General features: G+C 67.2%; 3 protein-coding genes. All 3 read right to left on the minus strand.

From position 1 onward, the window contains the following. Positions 1-33: 33 nt before the first annotated feature. From JOE32_RS04460 to JOE32_RS04470, 3 genes are read right to left on the minus strand one after another with little or no spacing between them, the layout of a single operon-like run. Positions 34-13,929 (minus strand): non-ribosomal peptide synthase/polyketide synthase, encoded by a 13,896-nt coding sequence (locus JOE32_RS04460; protein WP_209981811.1) that lies wholly within the window; start codon positions 13,927-13,929, stop codon positions 34-36. A 34-nt stretch (positions 13,930-13,963) separates the two neighbouring features. Then, entirely contained in the window at positions 13,964-16,948 is a 2,985-nt protein-coding gene (locus JOE32_RS04465; protein WP_209981813.1) for an amino acid adenylation domain-containing protein, read from the minus strand. Between the two features lie 34 nt (positions 16,949-16,982). Beyond that, entirely contained in the window at positions 16,983-18,029 is a 1,047-nt protein-coding gene (locus JOE32_RS04470) for a TauD/TfdA family dioxygenase (protein WP_209981815.1), read from the minus strand. Between the last annotated feature and the right edge of the window lie 2 nt (positions 18,030-18,031).

Here is an 18,031-nt window from a genome sequence, read left to right on the forward strand (position 1 = left end):
TTTCAAATGCTTGGAGAGAACGGCGCGCCGTTCTCAGGAATTCGGTTTGCTCTTGAGCTTGCCCAGCAACGTGTCGAGGGACTTCTGATTCAGTGCCTTGGCCAACGGAAAGTCGGACGGCATCAGCGCGCCCGCCTGGGGATCGAGGCAATGTTCGAGCAGCGCTTGCAGGTGCGTCAGCAGGCGCGCGGGCAGGTCGCGGTCGGCCTCGGCGCTGATGCTGTGCCAATGCAGCTGCAACACGCCGTCCTCCAGCCACGCCACCACTTCACGGGCATGGCTCACACGGTTGGCAGGCGCAACCTCCGCCGGCGCCGCCAAGGTGCTGGCGCGCAACCAGCCGGCTGGCGCTTGCTCGTGGCCCAGGTAGTTGAACAGCACGTCACCGTTGCCGGCCGGCAGCGCACCGCGCAGGCGCAGCAAGCCGTATCCCAGGCCCTGTCCAGGCACCGCGCGCAACGCTTCCTTGGCCTGGCGCACCCAGTCGCCGGGCGTGCCTCGGGCATTCACCCGCAACGGGAACAGGGTGGTGAACCAGCCAACGGTGCGGCTCACGTCGAGCCCTTCGAAGCCCGCATCGCGACCATGGCGCTCCAGATCGACGACGATGTCCTGGCGCTGCTCGGCTTCGGCGAGGGTCGCGACCAGGGCGGCGATCAGCAGTTCTTCCGGCTGGGTGCGGTAGGCGGCGTGGGACTCGGTCAGCCATTGCTGGGTGCGCGTGGCATCCCAGCGCGCCGAGAGGGTCTGGCGCTCGGCCACCGTGGCCTGCGGCATCGGCGTGACGGCGAGCTGGCGCGCCCAGTAAGGCTGCTCGACGGCGGCACTGGCGGCCCGCCCATGCAACTGCTCGGCCCATTGCCGATAGGACGTGGTTTTCGCCGGCAGCACCACGGGCGCGCCGCTTTCCAGCGCGGCATACACCTGCTGGAAATCTTCCAGCAACGGCCCCCACGACACGGCGTCGATCACCAGGTGATGGGCCACCAGGTACAGGCGCTGTGGCGTGCCTTGCAGCAGCGCGGCGGCGAACAGCGGGCCGTGTTGCAGGTCCAGACTGCCCGCGACTTCGTGTAATTGCTGCGCCTGGCTTGCCAGGGTCAGTCGCGCCGGTTCGACCGCTGCAATCTCCGCCTGCCACTGGCCGTGCGCGGCATTGAAGCGCAGGCGCAGGGCGTCGTGATGGGCGACCAGATGATCGAGTGTCTTCTGCACCAGCGCCGCTTGCAGTGGACGCGCGCTGTCGGCCAGCACCGATTGGTTCCAGTAGGCAGGCTGCGCTTGCTGCTGGTCGAAGAACCATTGATGCAGCGGCATCAACGGCATCGCACCGCGGACTTCGCCTTGCTCGGCCACGGCCAGCAGCGGCGTGATCAGCTGCGCCAGACCCGCCGGGGTCTGGGCGCGGAACAGGTCCTTGGGCGTGAGGGCATAACCGTGGTCGCGCAACTGCGAAATCAGCTTGAGGCCGAGGATCGAGTCACCGCCCAAGGCAAAGAAGCTGTCCGCGGTGCCGACCGCGCGGCCGCCGGTGAGGCTGTCGCCGAGCAAGTCGCTGAACAGTTGGCACACCAGGCCTTCCAGGGCATTGCGTGGTGCGACCGACGCCTGTTGGTGCTGCGGCAGAGGCAGCGCCGCCAGCGCTTTGCGGTCGAGCTTGCCATTGGTGGTCAGCGGCAGGCTTGGCAGTTGCACCCACACGACAGGCACCATATAAGCCGGCAGTTGACCGCTGAGTGCGGCGCCCAGCGCCGTCTCGGCTGCAGCGCCGCTGTAGAACGCCACCAGGCGATTGTCGACCACCAGCGTGCAGGCGCCGCTGACGCCCGGCTGACCGAGCAGCGCGGCATCGATTTCGCCCAGTTCGATGCGTTGGCCGCGCAGCTTGACCTGGTGGTCGAGGCGGCCGAGGTAGTCGATATTACCGTCAGGCAGGAAGCGGCAGCGGTCGCCGGTGCGGTACAGGCGTTCGCCGTTTACCGTGAGGAAGCGTTCGGCGGTAAGGTCGTCACGCTTCAGGTAGCCGCGCGCAACGCCGACGCCACCGATATACAGCTCGCCGATGCTGCCAATCGGCAACGGCTGCTGCTGCTCATCCAGAATATGCAGGCGCAGGTTGGCGATGGGCTTGCCGATCGGCACGACAAGGTCGTCCACCGAGCAACGCCACACCGACACGTCAATCGCCGCTTCGGTCGGGCCATACAGGTTGACCAGCGCCGCCGGGTGGCGACTCATGAAACGCTGCACCAGATCCGCCGGCAGCGCCTCGCCACTGGCGAACACCTGACGCAGGCTGCGGCAGGCGGCCAGGCTCGGTTCTTCGACAAACGCGCGCAGCATCGACGGTACGAAATGCAGGGTGGTGACCTGCTCCTGCTGGATCAACTGGCTCAGGTAAGCCGGATCACGGTGCCCATCGGGACGCGCCACCACCAGCGTGGCGCCGGTGATCAGCGGCCAGAAGAATTCCCACACCGATACGTCGAAGCTGTACGGCGTCTTTTGCAGCACGCGGTCGTCAGGCCCAATCGCAAAGGCATCCTGCATCCAGTGCAGGCGGTTCATCAGCGCGCCGTGTTCGTTCATCACGCCTTTGGGCTGGCCGGTGGAACCCGAGGTGTAGAGCACATAGGCGAGGTCGTTGGCCTGCACGTTCAGCGGTTCGACGTTGTCAGCCGCGGGCAGTGAGTCCAGCGTCCAGGCGGTATGGTTTGCGGGCAGGTGCGACAGCCACTGAGGCTGGGTCAGGGTGACCCGGGCATCCGCATCGTCAATCAAAAACGCCAGGCGCGCGGCCGGCAGTTCCGGATCGAGCGGCAGCCAGGCAGCACCGGCATGCACGATGCCGAGCAAGGCCACCACCATCTCCACCGAGCGCTCCATGCACACTGGCACAATTGACTCGCGACCAATGCCGGCGGTGCGCAGAGCGCGGGCGACGTGTTGGGCGCGCTGGTCCAGCTCGGCGTAGCTCAGGCGCTGGCCTTCGAAGATCAACGCAGGCGCATTCGGCGTGAGTGCGGCTTGTTGGCTCAGGGCCGTGTGCAGGTCGGTCGGGCCAGGGTAATGCCGCTCGGTGGCGTTCCATTGCGCCAGCTGCGCCTGATCCTGCTGCTGCGGGAACAGCTCGACCAACGCGCGCTCCGGCGTTGCCAGCAGTGCATCGAGCAGCGCACACCATTGTGCGCTCCAGCGTTGCATCGTGGCGGGGTTGAACAGCGCGGCCTGGTATTCCAGCGCCAGGGTCATGTCGCTGCCGTCGTCGTGCACTTCCCAGCTTTGTTCGAACTTGGCGTCGATGGCCGGCAGGGTGCGTTCTTCAAGGGCCAGCCGCGGCCATTGGCGGCTGTCCATATGGCCGTGATTGAGGGAGAACAGCACCTGGAACAGCGGCGTGCGGTTGAGGTCGCGGCGCTGGGTCACGGCGCTGACCAGGCTGGCGAACGGCAGGTCGGCATGGGCCTGGGCCGCGCGCAGATCGGCTTCTATCGCAGCCAGCAGGGTTGCGGCCGGGGCCTGTTGGTCGACGTCGCTGCGGATTACCAGGGTATTGACCAGGCAGGCCAGCAGGGTCTGGGTTTGCGGTTGGTCGCGCTGGTCCGCCGGAGTGCCCAGGCGAATATCGCGCTGGCCGCTGTAGCGGGCCAGCAGGGCGCTCAAGGCGCTGGCGAGCACCACGTACGGCGTGGTGCCGCGCTGCCGCGCGAAGTGGCGAATCGCCGCCGAACGTTCGCGGCCCAGGCTGAGATTCAGTTGACCGGCACGCCGATCCGCTTCAGCGGCGCGTGGCTGGTCCAGCGGCAATTCGAGGCGGTAGTCGTCCTCGCCCAGGTGGTTTTTCCAGTACGTCAGGCTGGCCGCGCGCCGGGCCTGGGTGTGCGGGTGCTGTTGCCACAGGGCGAAGTCGACGTAGTCGATGGGCAGTGGCGTCCAGTCGGGCGCCTGCCCGTGCAGCCCGGCGCGGTACGCCTGGGCCAGTTCGTCGATCAGCAGGCGCATGGCCCAGCCATCGGTGGCGCTGTGGTGCAGGCACACCAGCAGCAGGTGCTCGTCGCGGCCCTGGCGGTGCATTAAATGCGCGCGCCAGGGGGCGGCGTTTGCCAGGTCGAAGGGGGCCATCAACTCGGTCTGCGCGCGGTTGCACGCGCTGTCCCAGTCGCGCTCGGCAACCGATGTCACCTGCAGCGCCGGGCCTTGCGCATCGATCAGCAACTGCGCCTGGCCTGCGACTTCCCTAATGCGGCTGCGCAGCACCAGATGGCGCTCGCTGAGCTGATCAAAGGCGGCGCGCAAGGCCGGCAGGTTCAGCGCACCGGTCAAGGTCAGCGCGAACGGCATGTGGTATTCGCGCGATTGTGGCACCAGTCGGCTGAGCATCCAGAACCGCTGTTGCGCCAGGCCCAGCGGCAGGGCAGCCGGACGTGGCTGCGGCGTGATCTGTTCACCCGGCAAGGCGTCGTCCAGCTGCGCGGCCAGGGCCGCGACGGTCGGCTGGGCAAATACCCGTGCCAACGGCAAGGTCACCCCCAGGCGTTCCCGCACCCGGGCGACCAGTTGCGTGGCCAGCAGGGAATGACCGCCAAGCTGGAAGAAGTGGTCGTCGATGCCCACCTGCGGGCATTGCAGTACTTCGCTGAACACCTCGCACAGCAGCGTTTCGTTGGCGTTGCGCGGCGCACGGTGCGGCTGCTCGCGACTTGCGTCGGGCAGGCGGATGGCGGCGAGCGCCTTGCGGTCGAGCTTGCCGTTGGGAGTGAGCGGCAGGTGATCGAGCTGCACCAGCAGGCTCGGCAGCAGGTGGGACGGCAGTTCGCGGGCGAGCGCCGCGCGCAGTTCGGCTTCGCTGGCGTCACCGCTCCAGAAACTCACCAGACGTTGGTCGAGCAGCAAAGTAGCGGCTTCGCGCACCTGCGGCCGTGCCAGCAGGGCAGCGTCGATTTCGCCGAGTTCGATGCGCTGGCCGCGCAGCTTGACCTGATGGTCGAGGCGGCCGAGGTAGTCGATATTGCCGTCAGGCAGGAAGCGGCAACGGTCACCGGTGCGGTACAGGCGTTCGCCGTTCACCGTGAGGAAGCGTTCGGCGGTGAGGTCGTCGCGTTTCAGGTAGCCGCGCGCAACGCCGACGCCACCGATATACAGTTCGCCGGCCGTACCGATGGGCAACGGCTGCTGCTGGTCATCCAGAATATGCAACTGCAGGTTGGCGATGGGCTTGCCGATCGGCACCACAGGGTCGTCGACCGAGCAACGCCACACCGACACGTCAATCGCCGCTTCGGTCGGGCCATACAGGTTGACCAGCGCCGCCGGGTGGCGGCTCATGAAGCACTGCACCAGATCCGCTGGCAGCGCCTCGCCGCTGGCGAATACCTGACGCAGGCTGCGGCAGGCGGCCAGGCTCGGTTCTTCGGCAAACGCGCGCAGCATCGACGGCACGAAGTGCAGGGTGGTGACCTGTTCCTGCTGGATCAGTTGGCTGAGGTAGGCCGGGTCACGATGGCCATCGGGACGCGCCACCACCAGCGTGGCGCCAGTGATCAGCGGCCAGAAGAATTCCCACACCGACACGTCGAAGCTGTACGGCGTCTTTTGCAGCACGCGATCGTCAGGCCCAATCGGATAGGCATCCTGCATCCAGTGCAGGCGGTTCATCAGCGCGCCGTGTTCGTTCATCACGCCTTTTGGCTGGCCGGTGGAGCCGGAGGTGTACAGCACGTAGGCGAGGTCATTGGCCTGCATCTTCAGCGGTTCGACGTTGCCCGCGTCGGGCAGTGCGTCCAGCGTCCATGCGCTATGGCCTGCGGGCAGGTGCGACAGCCACTGGGGCTGGGTCAACGTGACCAGAGCATCTGCATCCTCGATCAGGAATGCCAGACGCGCGGCCGGCAACTCGGGATCGAGCGGCAGCCAGGCGGCGCCGGCATGCACAATGCCGAGCAAGGCCACCACCATCTCCGCCGAGCGCTCCATGCACACCGGCACAATCGATTCGCGGCCAATGCCGGCCGCGCGCAGGGCACGGGCGACGTGTTGGGCGCGCTGGTCCAGCTCGGCGTAGCTCAGGCGCTGGTCTTCGAAGATCAACGCAGGCGCATTCGGCGTGAGTGCCGCCTGTTGGCTCAGGGCCGTGCGCAGGTCGGTCGGGCCGGGGTAATGCCGTTGGGTGGCGTTCCACGCCTGCTGTTGCAGGCGCTCGGCGTCGGTCAGCGGCGACCAGTCGGCGATCAGCATCTGCGGTGCGTCGAGCATGCTTTGCAGCAGTGCCTGCCATTGCGTCAACCAGCGTTGAGCAGTGGCCTGGCTGAACAGCGCGCTGCGGTATTCCAGCAACACCGACAGCACTTCACCGTCGTGCACTTCCCAGTTCAGGTCGAACTTGGTGGCGGCGGCCGTCACTGCCCGTTCACGCACCTGCAAGTGCGGCCACTGGCTGGCGTCGGCAGTGCCGTTCTGCATGACGAACAGCACCTGGAACAACGGCGTCTGGCCGAGGCTGCGTTCGGGCGCGAGGTGTTCGACCAGTTGATCGAACGGCACGTCCTGATGCTGCTGGGCGTCGAGCACGGTGTTGCGCACCTGGTCGAGCAAGCCGGCGAAGTCCAGCCCCGGTGCCAGGTCGGCGCGCATCACCAGGGTGTTGACGAAGCAACCGATCAGCGGCTGCAACTCGGCCAATGGCCGCTGCGCCACCGGGCTGCCGACGCGCACATCGCGCTGGTTGGCGTAGCGTCCCAGCAACAGTTGTGCGGCGCTGAGCAGCAGCATGTACAGGGTTGCGCCGCGCTGCTGGGCAAACTGGCGCAAGCGTGAGGTCAGCTCGGCGGGCAATTGCAGCTGCACCGAGCCGGCACGCGGGTCGAGCAGGTGCGGGCGTGGCTGGTCGGTGGGCAGTTCCAGCTGGTAGCTGCCGTCCTCCAGTTGCGTTCGCCAGTAGGCCAACTGACTGTCGAACCGCGCCTGCTGCGCCGCTTCGCGCTGCCACAGCGCGTAATCCGGGTATTGCAGGGCCAGCGCCGGCAGGCTGTGCTGCTCGCCTTTGTAGCAGCGGGCCAGTTCGTCGAGCAGGTTCTGCGTGGAGGCATCGTCGCTCACGCAGTGGTGCAGAGTCAGCACCAGCAACGCCTGCCTGTTGCGTTTGAGCAGGCGCGCGCGAATCGGTGCTTCACGGGCCAGGTCAAAACGCTGCGCGGTGGCGGCCTGGATCGCGTCTTCGTTCAGTTGCTGCCAGTGCGTGTCGGTGACGGCGTCCCAGTGCGTCGTGGCCAGCGTCAGCTCGACGTGGGGTTCGATCACCAGCGCCAGTTCACCGGCCGGCTCACGCACGATGCGGCTGCGCAGGATTTCGTGGCGTTGAATCACGTGGTTCAGCGCCGCTTGCAGCGCCGGTACGTGCAGTTCGCCGTCGAACTGCACGGCGCTGACCACGTTGTACTCACTGGCGCCGCTCAGTTGCTCGAGGAACCACAGGCGCTGTTGTTCGAACGACAACGGCAGGCGCGCAGGGCGCGGGGCGGGCACGAAGGTGTCGCGGGGTGTTTGCAGCGGCTGCGCGAGCAACGCCGCCAGCGCCTGCAAGGTGGGATGCTCGAACACCGCCCGCAGCGGTGGCACCGTGGCAAATTGCTGACGCAGGCGCGCAAACAGCACGGCCGCCAACAGCGAATGGCCACCCAGGTAAAAGAACTGGCTGTCACGCCCGATTGCGCTCAACGGCAGCTTCAGCAGCTCGGCCCACAGGGCGGCGAGCTGGCATTCGGCGTCGGTGCGCGGCGGGTCCGTGGCGTCCGGCTCGGCCTGGGTGTGCGGCGCGGGCAAGGCCTTGCGGTTGAGTTTGCCGTTATCGGTCAGGGGCAACGAGTCCAGCACCACAAAGGCCGACGGCACCATGTAGTCGGGCAGGGCGGCGCCCAGGGCGTGGCGCCACGCGCTGAGGTCGGGCTGGGCGCAACTGACGTAGGCCACCAGGCGCTTGTCGCCGGGCACGTCTTCACGGGCCAGCACCACCGCCTGGCGTACGCCGGGTTGCGCGCCGAGCAGGGCTTCGATTTCGCCCAGCTCCACGCGGAAACCACGGATTTTCACTTGATGGTCCATGCGGCCCAGGTATTCGAGCTGGCCACCGGGCAGCCAGCGCACCAGGTCGCCGGACTTGTACATGCGTGCCTCTGGCAGCGGCGAGAAAGGATCGTCGATGAATACCTTGGCGGTCTGCTCGGCGCGGTTGAGGTAGCCGCGGGTCACGCCGGCACCGCCGATATGCAGCTCGCCGGGCACACCCACCGGCAGCGGGTTGAGGAACGCGTCGAGCACGTAGGTGCGCACGTTGGCAATCGGCCGGCCAATGATCGGCCGCTGCGGGAAGTCATCCACTGCGCAGCCAGTCGCGTCCACGGTGCACTCGGTGGGGCCGTAGGTGTTGAAGAAGCGGCTGCCGGCGATGGACGGCAGACGTTGCCAGAGCTGCGCGTCCACCGCATCGCCGCCAAACAGCACGAAACGCGGCAGGTAGGTCTCGCCACGGCGCACACCGTCCGTTTCGAGCAGGCTCTTGAGCTGCGCCGGGGTGCATTCGAAGGCGTCCAGGCGTGTGTCCTTGAAGAATTGCGCCAGGGCGGCCGGGTCGTAGCGCACGTCTTCCGGGGTCAGGTACAGGCTGTGGCCGTCGAGCAGCAGGATCAGTTCGGCCACCGAGCTGTCGAAGGCGAACGAGTAGTTGAAGCTGGTGCGCATCGGCTGGTCGGTGTAGCGCCGGTACAGACCGTGAATGCGCGCCCAGGCCAGGTTGACCACCGACGCGTTGGTGACCAGCGTGCCCTTGGGCTTACCGGTGGAGCCGGAGGTGTACATGATATAGGCCAGGTCATCGGGACCTGCCAGCGCGGCGGGGTTGCTCTCGGGTTGGCTGGCGAGCAGTGCGGCGTCGGCGTCCAGATGCAGGCGTGGCAGGTGGCTGCCCAGCTGCTCGAGCAGGCCCTGCTGGCCGACGAACAACCACGGTTGCGCGTCGTCGAGCATGTAGGCCAGGCGCTCGGCCGGGTAGCTCGGGTCCAGCGGCACATAGGCGCCACCCGCCTTGAGAATGCCCAGCAGGCCGATCAGCAATTCCAGCGAACGCTCCACACACAGCGCCACCGGGCGGTTGGCGCCCACGCCTTGCCCGCGCAGGTAATGGGCGACCTGGTTGGCGCGGCGGTTCAGTTCGGCGTAGCTCAGGCGTTGGCCTTCAAAGCACAGCGCGTCACGCTCAGGCGTGCGCTCGGCCTGCTGCTCGAACAGCTGGGCGAAGGTCAGGTGCTGCGGCACGTCCATTTCGGTACGGTTCCACTCCACCACCGTGCGCTGCCACTCGGCGGGCATCAGCAAGGGCAGGGTGGCGACCGCGCGTTGCGGCGCGGCGAGCAGCTGTTCCAGCAGGTGTTCCAGGCGCGCCAGGGTTTGCCGTGCGCTGTCCTGGGTGAAGAGGTCGAGGGCGAACATCAGCTCGAGCTGAATCGGCGCATCCGCCGGGCACAGCACATGCAGGTCGAGGTCGCATTCGGAGTGCTTGAGCGGCGTGTCGAGCGCTTCGAAGGCCAGCCCCGGAAACTGCAGGCGCGCCTCCATGCCCAATTGCTGCGCAACCATCACCTGATACAACGGCGCATGGCTGAGGCTGCGCGGCAGTTGCAGGCTGTCCACCAGTTGTTCGAACGGCAGGTCCTGGTGTTGCAGGCCTTCGCGCAAACGCGTGGCGACTTGGACAACCACCGCGTTGAAATCGGCCTGGGCGCTGAAGTCGGCGCGGATCGCCAAGTTGTTCAGCAGGATCCCCAGCAGGCCTTCGGTGCCCGGCTGTTCACGGTGGGTAACCGGGGTGCCGATCAGTACGGTGGCGTCGCCGCTCAAGCGGTGCATCAATACCGCAAAGCCTGCGAACAGGACGCTGAACGGCGTGGTGCCCAGGCGACTGGCGAGTGCCTGCACGCGGCCGCTGAGGGCGGCGCTGAGTTCGCGTTGCACCAGCCCCGCGCGGTAGCTCTGCACCGACGGCCGTGGATGGTCGGTGGGCAAGGCCAGCAGGGGGCTGGCGTCCTGGTCGCGGCGGTCAAGGGTGCGCGTCCAGTAGTCGAGTTGGCGCGCAAGTTCAGCGCCTTGCAGGTGATCACGCTGCCACAGGGCGAAGTCGGCGTATTGCAGGGGCAGGGCCGGCAATTGCGCGGCGGCGCCGTGGCGGCGGGCTTCGTACCCTTGCGCCAGCTCACGCAGGGCGATGGTGGCCGACCAGGCGTCGGACACCAGGTGATGCAGGGCAATGCCCAGCACGTGTTCGTCCGGCGCCACTTTGAGCAGGCGCGCGCGCAGCAGCGGCGGCGCCGTCAGGTCGAAGGGGTGTTCGAAGGTGGCTTGCAGGGCGTTGAATTGCGCACCTTCACGGGCGGTGGCGGCCAGGTTCGACAGGTCTTCGAACGGCAGCTCGATGTTCAGCGCCGCGCTGATGTGCTGGCTCGGCACGCCGTCCACGCTGCGAATGCCGGTGCGCAGGATTTCATGGCGCGCCAGCAGGTCATTCAGGCTCGCGTGCAGGGCTGCCACGTCGAGTTGCCCGCTGAGGCGCAGGGCAAACGGGATATTGAACAGCGTGGTGCCGGGCGTCAGTTGCTCGATAAACCACAGGCGTTGCTGGGAGAACGACAACGGCAGCAGGGCCGGGCGTGGCCTGGCCTGTAGCGAATCGGCCGCGACGGCTTGCGGTGCTGCGGCCTGCGCCTCACGCTCGGCGATGGCCACCGCCAGCAGCGCGACGGTGGGCTGTTCGAACAGCACCCGCAGCGGCAGCTCGAGTTTGAACGTGCTGCGCAGGCGCGCGACGATCTGCGTCGCCAGCAGTGAATGGCCGCCGAGGGTGAAGAAATTGTCTTCCACACCCACGCTGTCGCGGCCCAGCACTTCGGCCCAGATGGCGGCAATGGCGGCTTCGTGTTCGTTACGCGGCGCGAGGCTTTCGCTGGCGTCTGCCTGCCAGGTCAGTTGCAGCGCGGCGAGGGCCTTGCGGTCGACCTTGCCGTTGTTGTTCAGCGGCAGGCGGTCGAGGCATTCAAAGGCGGCCGGCACCATGTACGGCGGCAACTGCGCGCGCAGGTGTTCGCTCAAGCCATGGTTGCCCAGGCTTTCGTCATGGGCCGACCAGTAGGCCACCAGCCAGGCTTCGCCCACGCTGTTTTCACGCAGCAGCACGGCCGCTTCGCGCACGTTCGGGTGCTGGGCCAGACGGTGTTCGATTTCGGTCAGTTCGATGCGGTGCCCGCGCAGCTTGACCTGCTGGTCGCGGCGACCGAGGTATTCGATCACCCCGTCGGCACGCCAGCGGCCAAGGTCGCCAGTGCGGTACAGGCGACCGTCGATCTGCGCATGCTCGATGAAGGCTTCGGCGCTGCGCTGCGGGTCGTGCAGGTAGCCGCGACCCACGCCGACGCCGCCGACGCAGATTTCCCCGGCCACGCCAACGGGCACCGGGCGCAGTGCTTCATCGAGCACGTACAGGCGGTTATTGGCGGTGGGCTTGCCGATGGGCATGTGGCTGACGCTGGCGTGCGGCGCTTCGGTGATCGGCTGGAACGCCACGTCGTCGGCGCATTCGGCGGGGCCGTAGGCGTTCATCAGCGCGATAGCGGGGAACCGCGCAAACCAGTCGCGGGCCACGGTCGGCGGCAGCGCTTCGCCGGTGGGCAGCACCCAGCGCAGGTCGGGCAGTTGCAAGTCGCACGGGCACAGCGCAAGCAGGGTGCGCATCAGGCTCGGGACGATTTCCAGCACATTCAGGCGCTCGCTGGCGAGCACCTGCAGCAGGCGTTGCGGGTCGTGGGCGACCTCGTCCGGCAGGATGTGCACGGTGGCGCCGAGTACCGGGGCGGCGAGGAACTGCCACACGCTGATATCGAAGGCCACCGACGCGGTCTGTGGAATGCGGTCAGCGGCGTTCAGGCCCAGGGCCGGGACTTTGCCGAAGATGTTATTGAGCATGCTGCGCTGTTCGATCATCACGCCTTTGGGCGTACCGGTCGAGCCCGAGGTGAACAGCACGTAGGCCAAGCTGTGCGGGGCGCCGGCGAGTGCCAGCGGTGCATCGTTGGGGATGTTCCAGGCCGCTTCGGCGAACAGCGCCCGGGGCGCGTGATCGAGGCCGCTGAGCAGCTGATCGAGCAGGCCGCTGCAGTCTTCACTGGCGACCAGCAAAGGTGCGCGGGACAGGCTGAGGATTTCGCGCAGGCGCTCCGGCGGGTGGTTGACCTCCAGCGGCAGCATCGCCGCGCCGGCCTTGAACACCGCGATCATTGCGGTCAACAGCGCCAGGCCACGTGGGGCGAGCAGCGCCACCAAGCGGTCTTCGGCGGCGCCGGCCGCACGCAGGGCGTGGGCCAGGCGCGTGGCGCGCCGGTCCAGTTCGGCGTAGGTCAGGGACTGGCCGTCGCAGATCGCGGCCACCTGATCGCCGCGTTCGGCGACCTGGGCGGCAAACAGTTCGGCGTAGCTTTTATCCAGCGCAAAGTCGTGGCGGTTGAGCGCCCAGTCGCCCAGCAATTGCTCGCGTTCATCGGCGGCCAGCAGCTCGAAACTGCCCAGCGCTGCCTCTGGCGCGGCGAGCATGCCGCGCACCAGGCTGGCCAGGTGGCCGAGCAGGCGCTGCACCGTCTCGGCGGTAAAGCGCTCGCGGTCGTACGACACGCGGATGCCCAGTTGCTCGCCGGGCAGGATCACCACGGTCAAGCCGTAGTGGGTGTGCACGCTGTGGTCCATGCCGTCGAGGCTGAACTGAAAGCCGCCGTCGAGAATCTGCTCATCGATGGGGGCGTTCTCGAACACCAGGATGCTGTCGAACAGGGTTTCGCCACGGGGGAAGTCGCTCCAGCCCTGGATATCGGTGAGCGGCGTGTGCTCGAAGTCGCGCATCTGCACGTTGAGTGCCTGCAAGTCCCCCAGCCAGTCGCCCAGCCGTGCCTCGGGATCGACGCTGACGCGCAAGGGCAGGGTGTTGATGAACAGGCCGATCATTTCGGCGACGCCGGTGAGCTCGGCGGGACGCCCAGCCACGGTGACGCCGAACACCACGTCGCGTTGCCCGCTGTAGCGCGCCAGCAGCAGCGACCACACGCCCTGGAAAAAGGTGTTGGGGGTGATGCGGCGGCTGCGGCAGAAACTGGCCAGCGCCTGGGTGTGCTGCGCGTCCAGGTGGATCAGTTGATCGTCCACCAGCACTGCATCGGTATAGCGGTCGCGCGCCACGCCGTTGTCCACGGTGAGCGGCGTCGGCGCGTTGAGCCCGTGCAACTGGCCGCGCCAGAACTGCTCGGCCTTGCCCGCGTCCTGGCGTTGCAGCCATTGGATGTAGTCGCGAAACGGCCGGGGGGCGCTGATCTGCGGCGTGCGCTGGTTGCACAGCGCCTCGTAGACCTTGAGAAAGTCCACGGTCACCAGGGAAATGCACCAGGCGTCCATCAGGATATGGTGGAAACTGCGGATGAATTCATAGGCCTCATCGGCCAGGCGCACCAGACGAAAACGAATCAGCGGCGGCTTGGACAGGTTGAAACCGACTTTCTGCTCATCCTCCAGCAGCACACGAATGCGCGCCTGCTGCTCGTGGGGCGCCAGCCCGCGCAGGTCGAGGGTATCAAGGGGCACCTTGACCTCGCGGTGGATCACCTGCACCGGCTGCTTCTGGGTTTTCCACTGGAAGCTGGCGCGCAGCGACGGGTGCAGCGCCACCACCTGGCGCCATGCTTCAAGAAACGCGGTCTCGTCAATGGCCCCACCGATTCGGTAGCGATCCTGCATCAGGTACACCCCGGAGTCCTCGTGCAGCAGGGAGTGGAACAGCATCCCTTGTTGCAGCGGTGACAGCGGGTAGACATCTTCGATCGGATTGCGCGTGGTGTTGTCGGTGGTCATTCAAAACGTCCTGCAGAAATAGGGGCGACGGCGGTTACAGGTCGGCGTCGTTGAGCTCGGCCATCAGCGCGTTGAGTTCGTCATCCGACATGCCGGAGGCGCTGAACTCGGCGCTTTGCGCCTGCGCCGGGCTTGCGTCCAGCGGCTGGGCGACGCTGGCCATGGCGGCGATGCTCTGGTGCTCGAACACGTGCTTGGCCGACAGCGCGATACCTTGTTCGTGAGCCTGGGCCACCACTTGCAGGCTGAGAATCGAGTCGCCGCCGATGGCGAAGAAGCTCTCGGTGACGCTGACACGGGGCAGTTTCAGGACCTTGGCGACGATGGCGTGCAGCGTGGTTTCCATCGGCGTGCGCGGGGCCACATGGCTGCTCTGGTCAAGTTGATCCGGGTCGGGCAACTGCTGGAGGTCGAGCTTGCCGTTGGGCGTGCGCGGGAAGGCGCCGAGGGTGATTACGCGGGTGGGCACCATGTACGACGGCAAGCGCTCGCCGAGGTAGCGCTTGAGCGCTTCGGAATCCGGCGCATAGCCGTGGGCGGCGAGCACGTAGGCGAGCAGGCGCTTGCCGGCGGGCTGGTCCTGCACGATCACTGCCGCTTCACGCACGTCGCTGTGGCTGCACAGTTGGCGCTCGATCTCGCCGAGTTCGATGCGGTAGCCGCGCAACTTGACCTGATGGTCTTTGCGCCCGAGGAACGCCAGGCGCCCGTCGGCCAGCCAGCAGGCGAGGTCGCCGGTGCGGTAGGCGCGGGTGCCATCGGCGAGGGTGACGAAGGCTTTGGCGGTTTCTTCGGGTTTGTGGCGGTAACCCCGGGCCAGGGTCGGGCCGGCAAGAATGATCTCGCCCGGCTCACCGATGCCGCTGGCGACCTCGTGTTCATTGAGGACGCGCAGGTCCATGCCGGCAATCGGGCGGCCGATGGTCAGGGCGCGGTCGCTGTCGAGCACGTCGTAAGTGGCCCACACGGTGGCTTCGGTGGGGCCGTATTCGTTGACCAGCAAGGCCTCGGGCAGGGCGTTGCGGTGCTGGGCAATCAGCGACGGCGGGCACGCCTCACCGGCAACGATCCAGCAGCGCAGGCTGTCGGCGCCGCCCAACTGATCCAGCAGCGCCTGGTACAGCGACGGCAGCGACAGGCCATGGCTGACCCGGTGCTGCGCGATCAGTTGCGCCAGGCGCGCCATGTCCAATTCTTCGCCGGGCGCCGGCAAGACCAGGCGACCGCCCTGGGCCAGGGTCCAGAAAATCCCGGCCACCGAGCTGTCGAAGGCAAATGACGATAGCAGCAGGTAGGCGCTCACGGGCGCCTCATACGCGGCCATGCGCACCTGGGTGGAATGGCTCAGGGCGCCGTGGCTGATTTCCACGGCTTTGGGTGCGCCGGTGGAACCGGAGGTATAAATCAGGTACGCAAGGTCGTCGCTGTGGGGCAGGGGCAATGGCGGCAGGGCGCTGGCAGCGTGCAGATCGGCCAGCACAAAGCGTTGCAGGCCGGCCGGAACGCTGTCGGCCAGCTCGGGGCTGACGATGATGTGCGCGATGGCGCTGTCGGCGAGCATGTAGGCGCGACGGTCCTGCGGGTAAGTGGGGTCGACCGGCACGTAGGCGCCCCCGGCCTTCATTACGGCGAGCATGGCGACGATGGCGGCGTTGCCGCGCGGGAACAGAATGCCCACTGGCACGTTGGCGGCGATCCCGGCGTGCGCCAGTTGGTGCGCCAGTTGTGTGGCGCTGGCGTCCAGTTGCGCGTAGGTCAGGTCGCCCTGTTGATCGCTGAGGGCGACGGCATCGGGCTGGCGCTGCACCTGGCGAGCGATCAGCTCCACCAGCGTCACCGCTTCGATCACCGGCGGCTGTGTCGGTGCGGCGATGATCGCCGCTTGCTGCGGGCCGCTGATGGGCAGTTGCGCCCAGGGCTGCTGCGGGTTGGCCAGCGCGGCCTGCAGCAGTTGCGCCCATTGCTCGGCCAGGCAGGCGGCCGCCTCAGTGCTGAGCTGATTGCAGTCGTAGACCAACTGCGCGCGGAGCCGGTCGCCGCCCTGATGGACCTGCAGGCACGCCTTGGCCGGGCTCATCACCGCGCTGGCCTCGCGTTCGCGCGGGTCACTGGCGCGCCAGGCGAAGGCATAACCGCCGCTGAGGTCGCCGGTGTAATAGTCCTGCCAGCCGGCGGCGTGCTCTACCAGGGTGCCGATGTGGGCGCTCTGTTCCTGCAGGGTGGCCTGCGCCTGCAGGTCGATGCGCAGGGGCAGGCTCTGCTCGAACAGGCCCACGGCGCTGTCGAGTTCCGGTCCACGGCTGGGGTGAATCAGAGTAATGGGCACTTGCTGTTGCCCGGACAGGCGCCCAAGCAGCACGGCCCAGGCGGTCAGCATCAGGTGGGCGGTGAAGGCCGGGTGATTGGGCAGGCTGATGTCCAGATGTGCGGGGGCAAATCCACCGTCACCGGGTGTTTCCAGTGACAGTTGCAAGGCGTGCCGTTCGTGCTCGGCCGCAGGGTTCCAGAACAGCGCGCCGGGATGCTGCGGTGCGTCTTCGACCAGGCTCCAGCGCCATTCGGCGTAATCGGCGTATTGCAAGCTGTCGGCCAGGTCCGGCGGGGTGTCTTGCAGCAGGGCTGTCGCCAGCAGTGTGAGGCTGGCGAGGTCCAGGTGACTGCTGGCGGCGGCCAGGTGCAGCACCTGGCCGTCGGGCCGTTGCACGAGGGTGACCGTCAGTGGCTGTGTCCAGTCCTGCGGGAGCGACGGAATCTGCTGCGCCCCGTTGACGCGCAACGCGCACGCGTCATGGATCACCTGCACCGGGTGGCGCAAGCCGGGCACCGGCGTCAGTTGGGTGCGCAGGATCTCGCTGCCGCCCGCCAGCGCTTGCAGGCGCTGTGTGAGGGTGTCGGCGTCGACCGGCTGGGTCACGGCCCATTGCAGTTGGCAACCGAACGGGTGCCGGCTGCCGCCGTTGAGGTGTGGGTAAAGGGAAGCCTGTTGCGGCGAGATGCGAAAGCCTTGAAGTCCGTTCATGTTCAACTCAACTGCAAAATAGGGTGGAGAGCGCTCACACGGCGACGTCGCTGGACAGCAGGGCCTCGGCCATGCCGGTCATGATTGCGCGCTTGCCGGTAAAGGGTTCGCGGCCGTGGACCGCGAGCATGTTGTCGATAAACAGTACGTCGCCCTGTTGCCAGCTGAAGCGCACCAGCGAATCGAGGTAGGCGGCGCGCAGCGCTTGCAGCACCTGGGGCTCGATGGGCGTGCCATCGCCGTAAAAGGTGTTGGTGGGCAGGTCGAGGTCGTTGAAGTTGCCTTGCAGCGAATCGCGGATCGCCGCCGGCAGGGTGCTGATATGAAAGAACGTCGCGTGGTTGAACCAGACCTCTTCGCCGGTACGCGGGTGGCGCACCACGGCCGGACCGCGTTGGCGAGTGCGCAATCGGTTGTTTGCCTTCCACTCGACCTCGATGCCGACGCTGGCGCAGTAGGCTTCGACGTCGCTGCGCTCGCTGGACTGGAACACGCTCTGCCACGGCAGGCCGAAGCCGTCGCCGTAGTTGCGCACATAGAGCACGCCTTTTTCGCGAAAGCGCGCCTGGATCTCGCTGCTGATGCGTGACTTGACCGTGCGGGTGGAGCCAATCGGGGTTTCGCCGCCGGTCTCGGAAGGCAACTGGCAGTAGAAGAACAGCCGCAGCGGAAACCGTGGCGAATAGGAGTGCTCGTTGTGCGGGAAGATCATCTGGTCGGCCGGGTAGTCGGTCGAGGTGTAGATGTTGCCGCCCACCCGGGTGCGCGGCGAGGCGCGGAACATGTACTCCAGGGCGCCGGGGGACAGCGCGGCGATGACCTGGTCGAACTGTTCCACCGAGGTGACGCCGAAACCACGAAACAGCAAGGCGCCGTGTTGCAGCAGTTTCTGTTCCAGGGCGTCGCGCTCACTGGCGGCCCACGCGGCGAGGTCAACGCCCTCGACGGCCGGTTCGATCACCAGCGGCAGGGCGTGGTCGGCGCTGAGCAGGCGTTCGCTGACCAGTTGCCGTGGGGCGACGTTCATCGCTTTGCGGCGTACACCGCCGAGGGTGCGCGGCGTTGGGGGTACGTCTGGCATAC

Source organism: Pseudomonas sp. PvP025 (assembly GCF_017832155.1).
In the GTDB taxonomy this organism is placed as follows: domain Bacteria; phylum Pseudomonadota; class Gammaproteobacteria; order Pseudomonadales; family Pseudomonadaceae; genus Aquipseudomonas.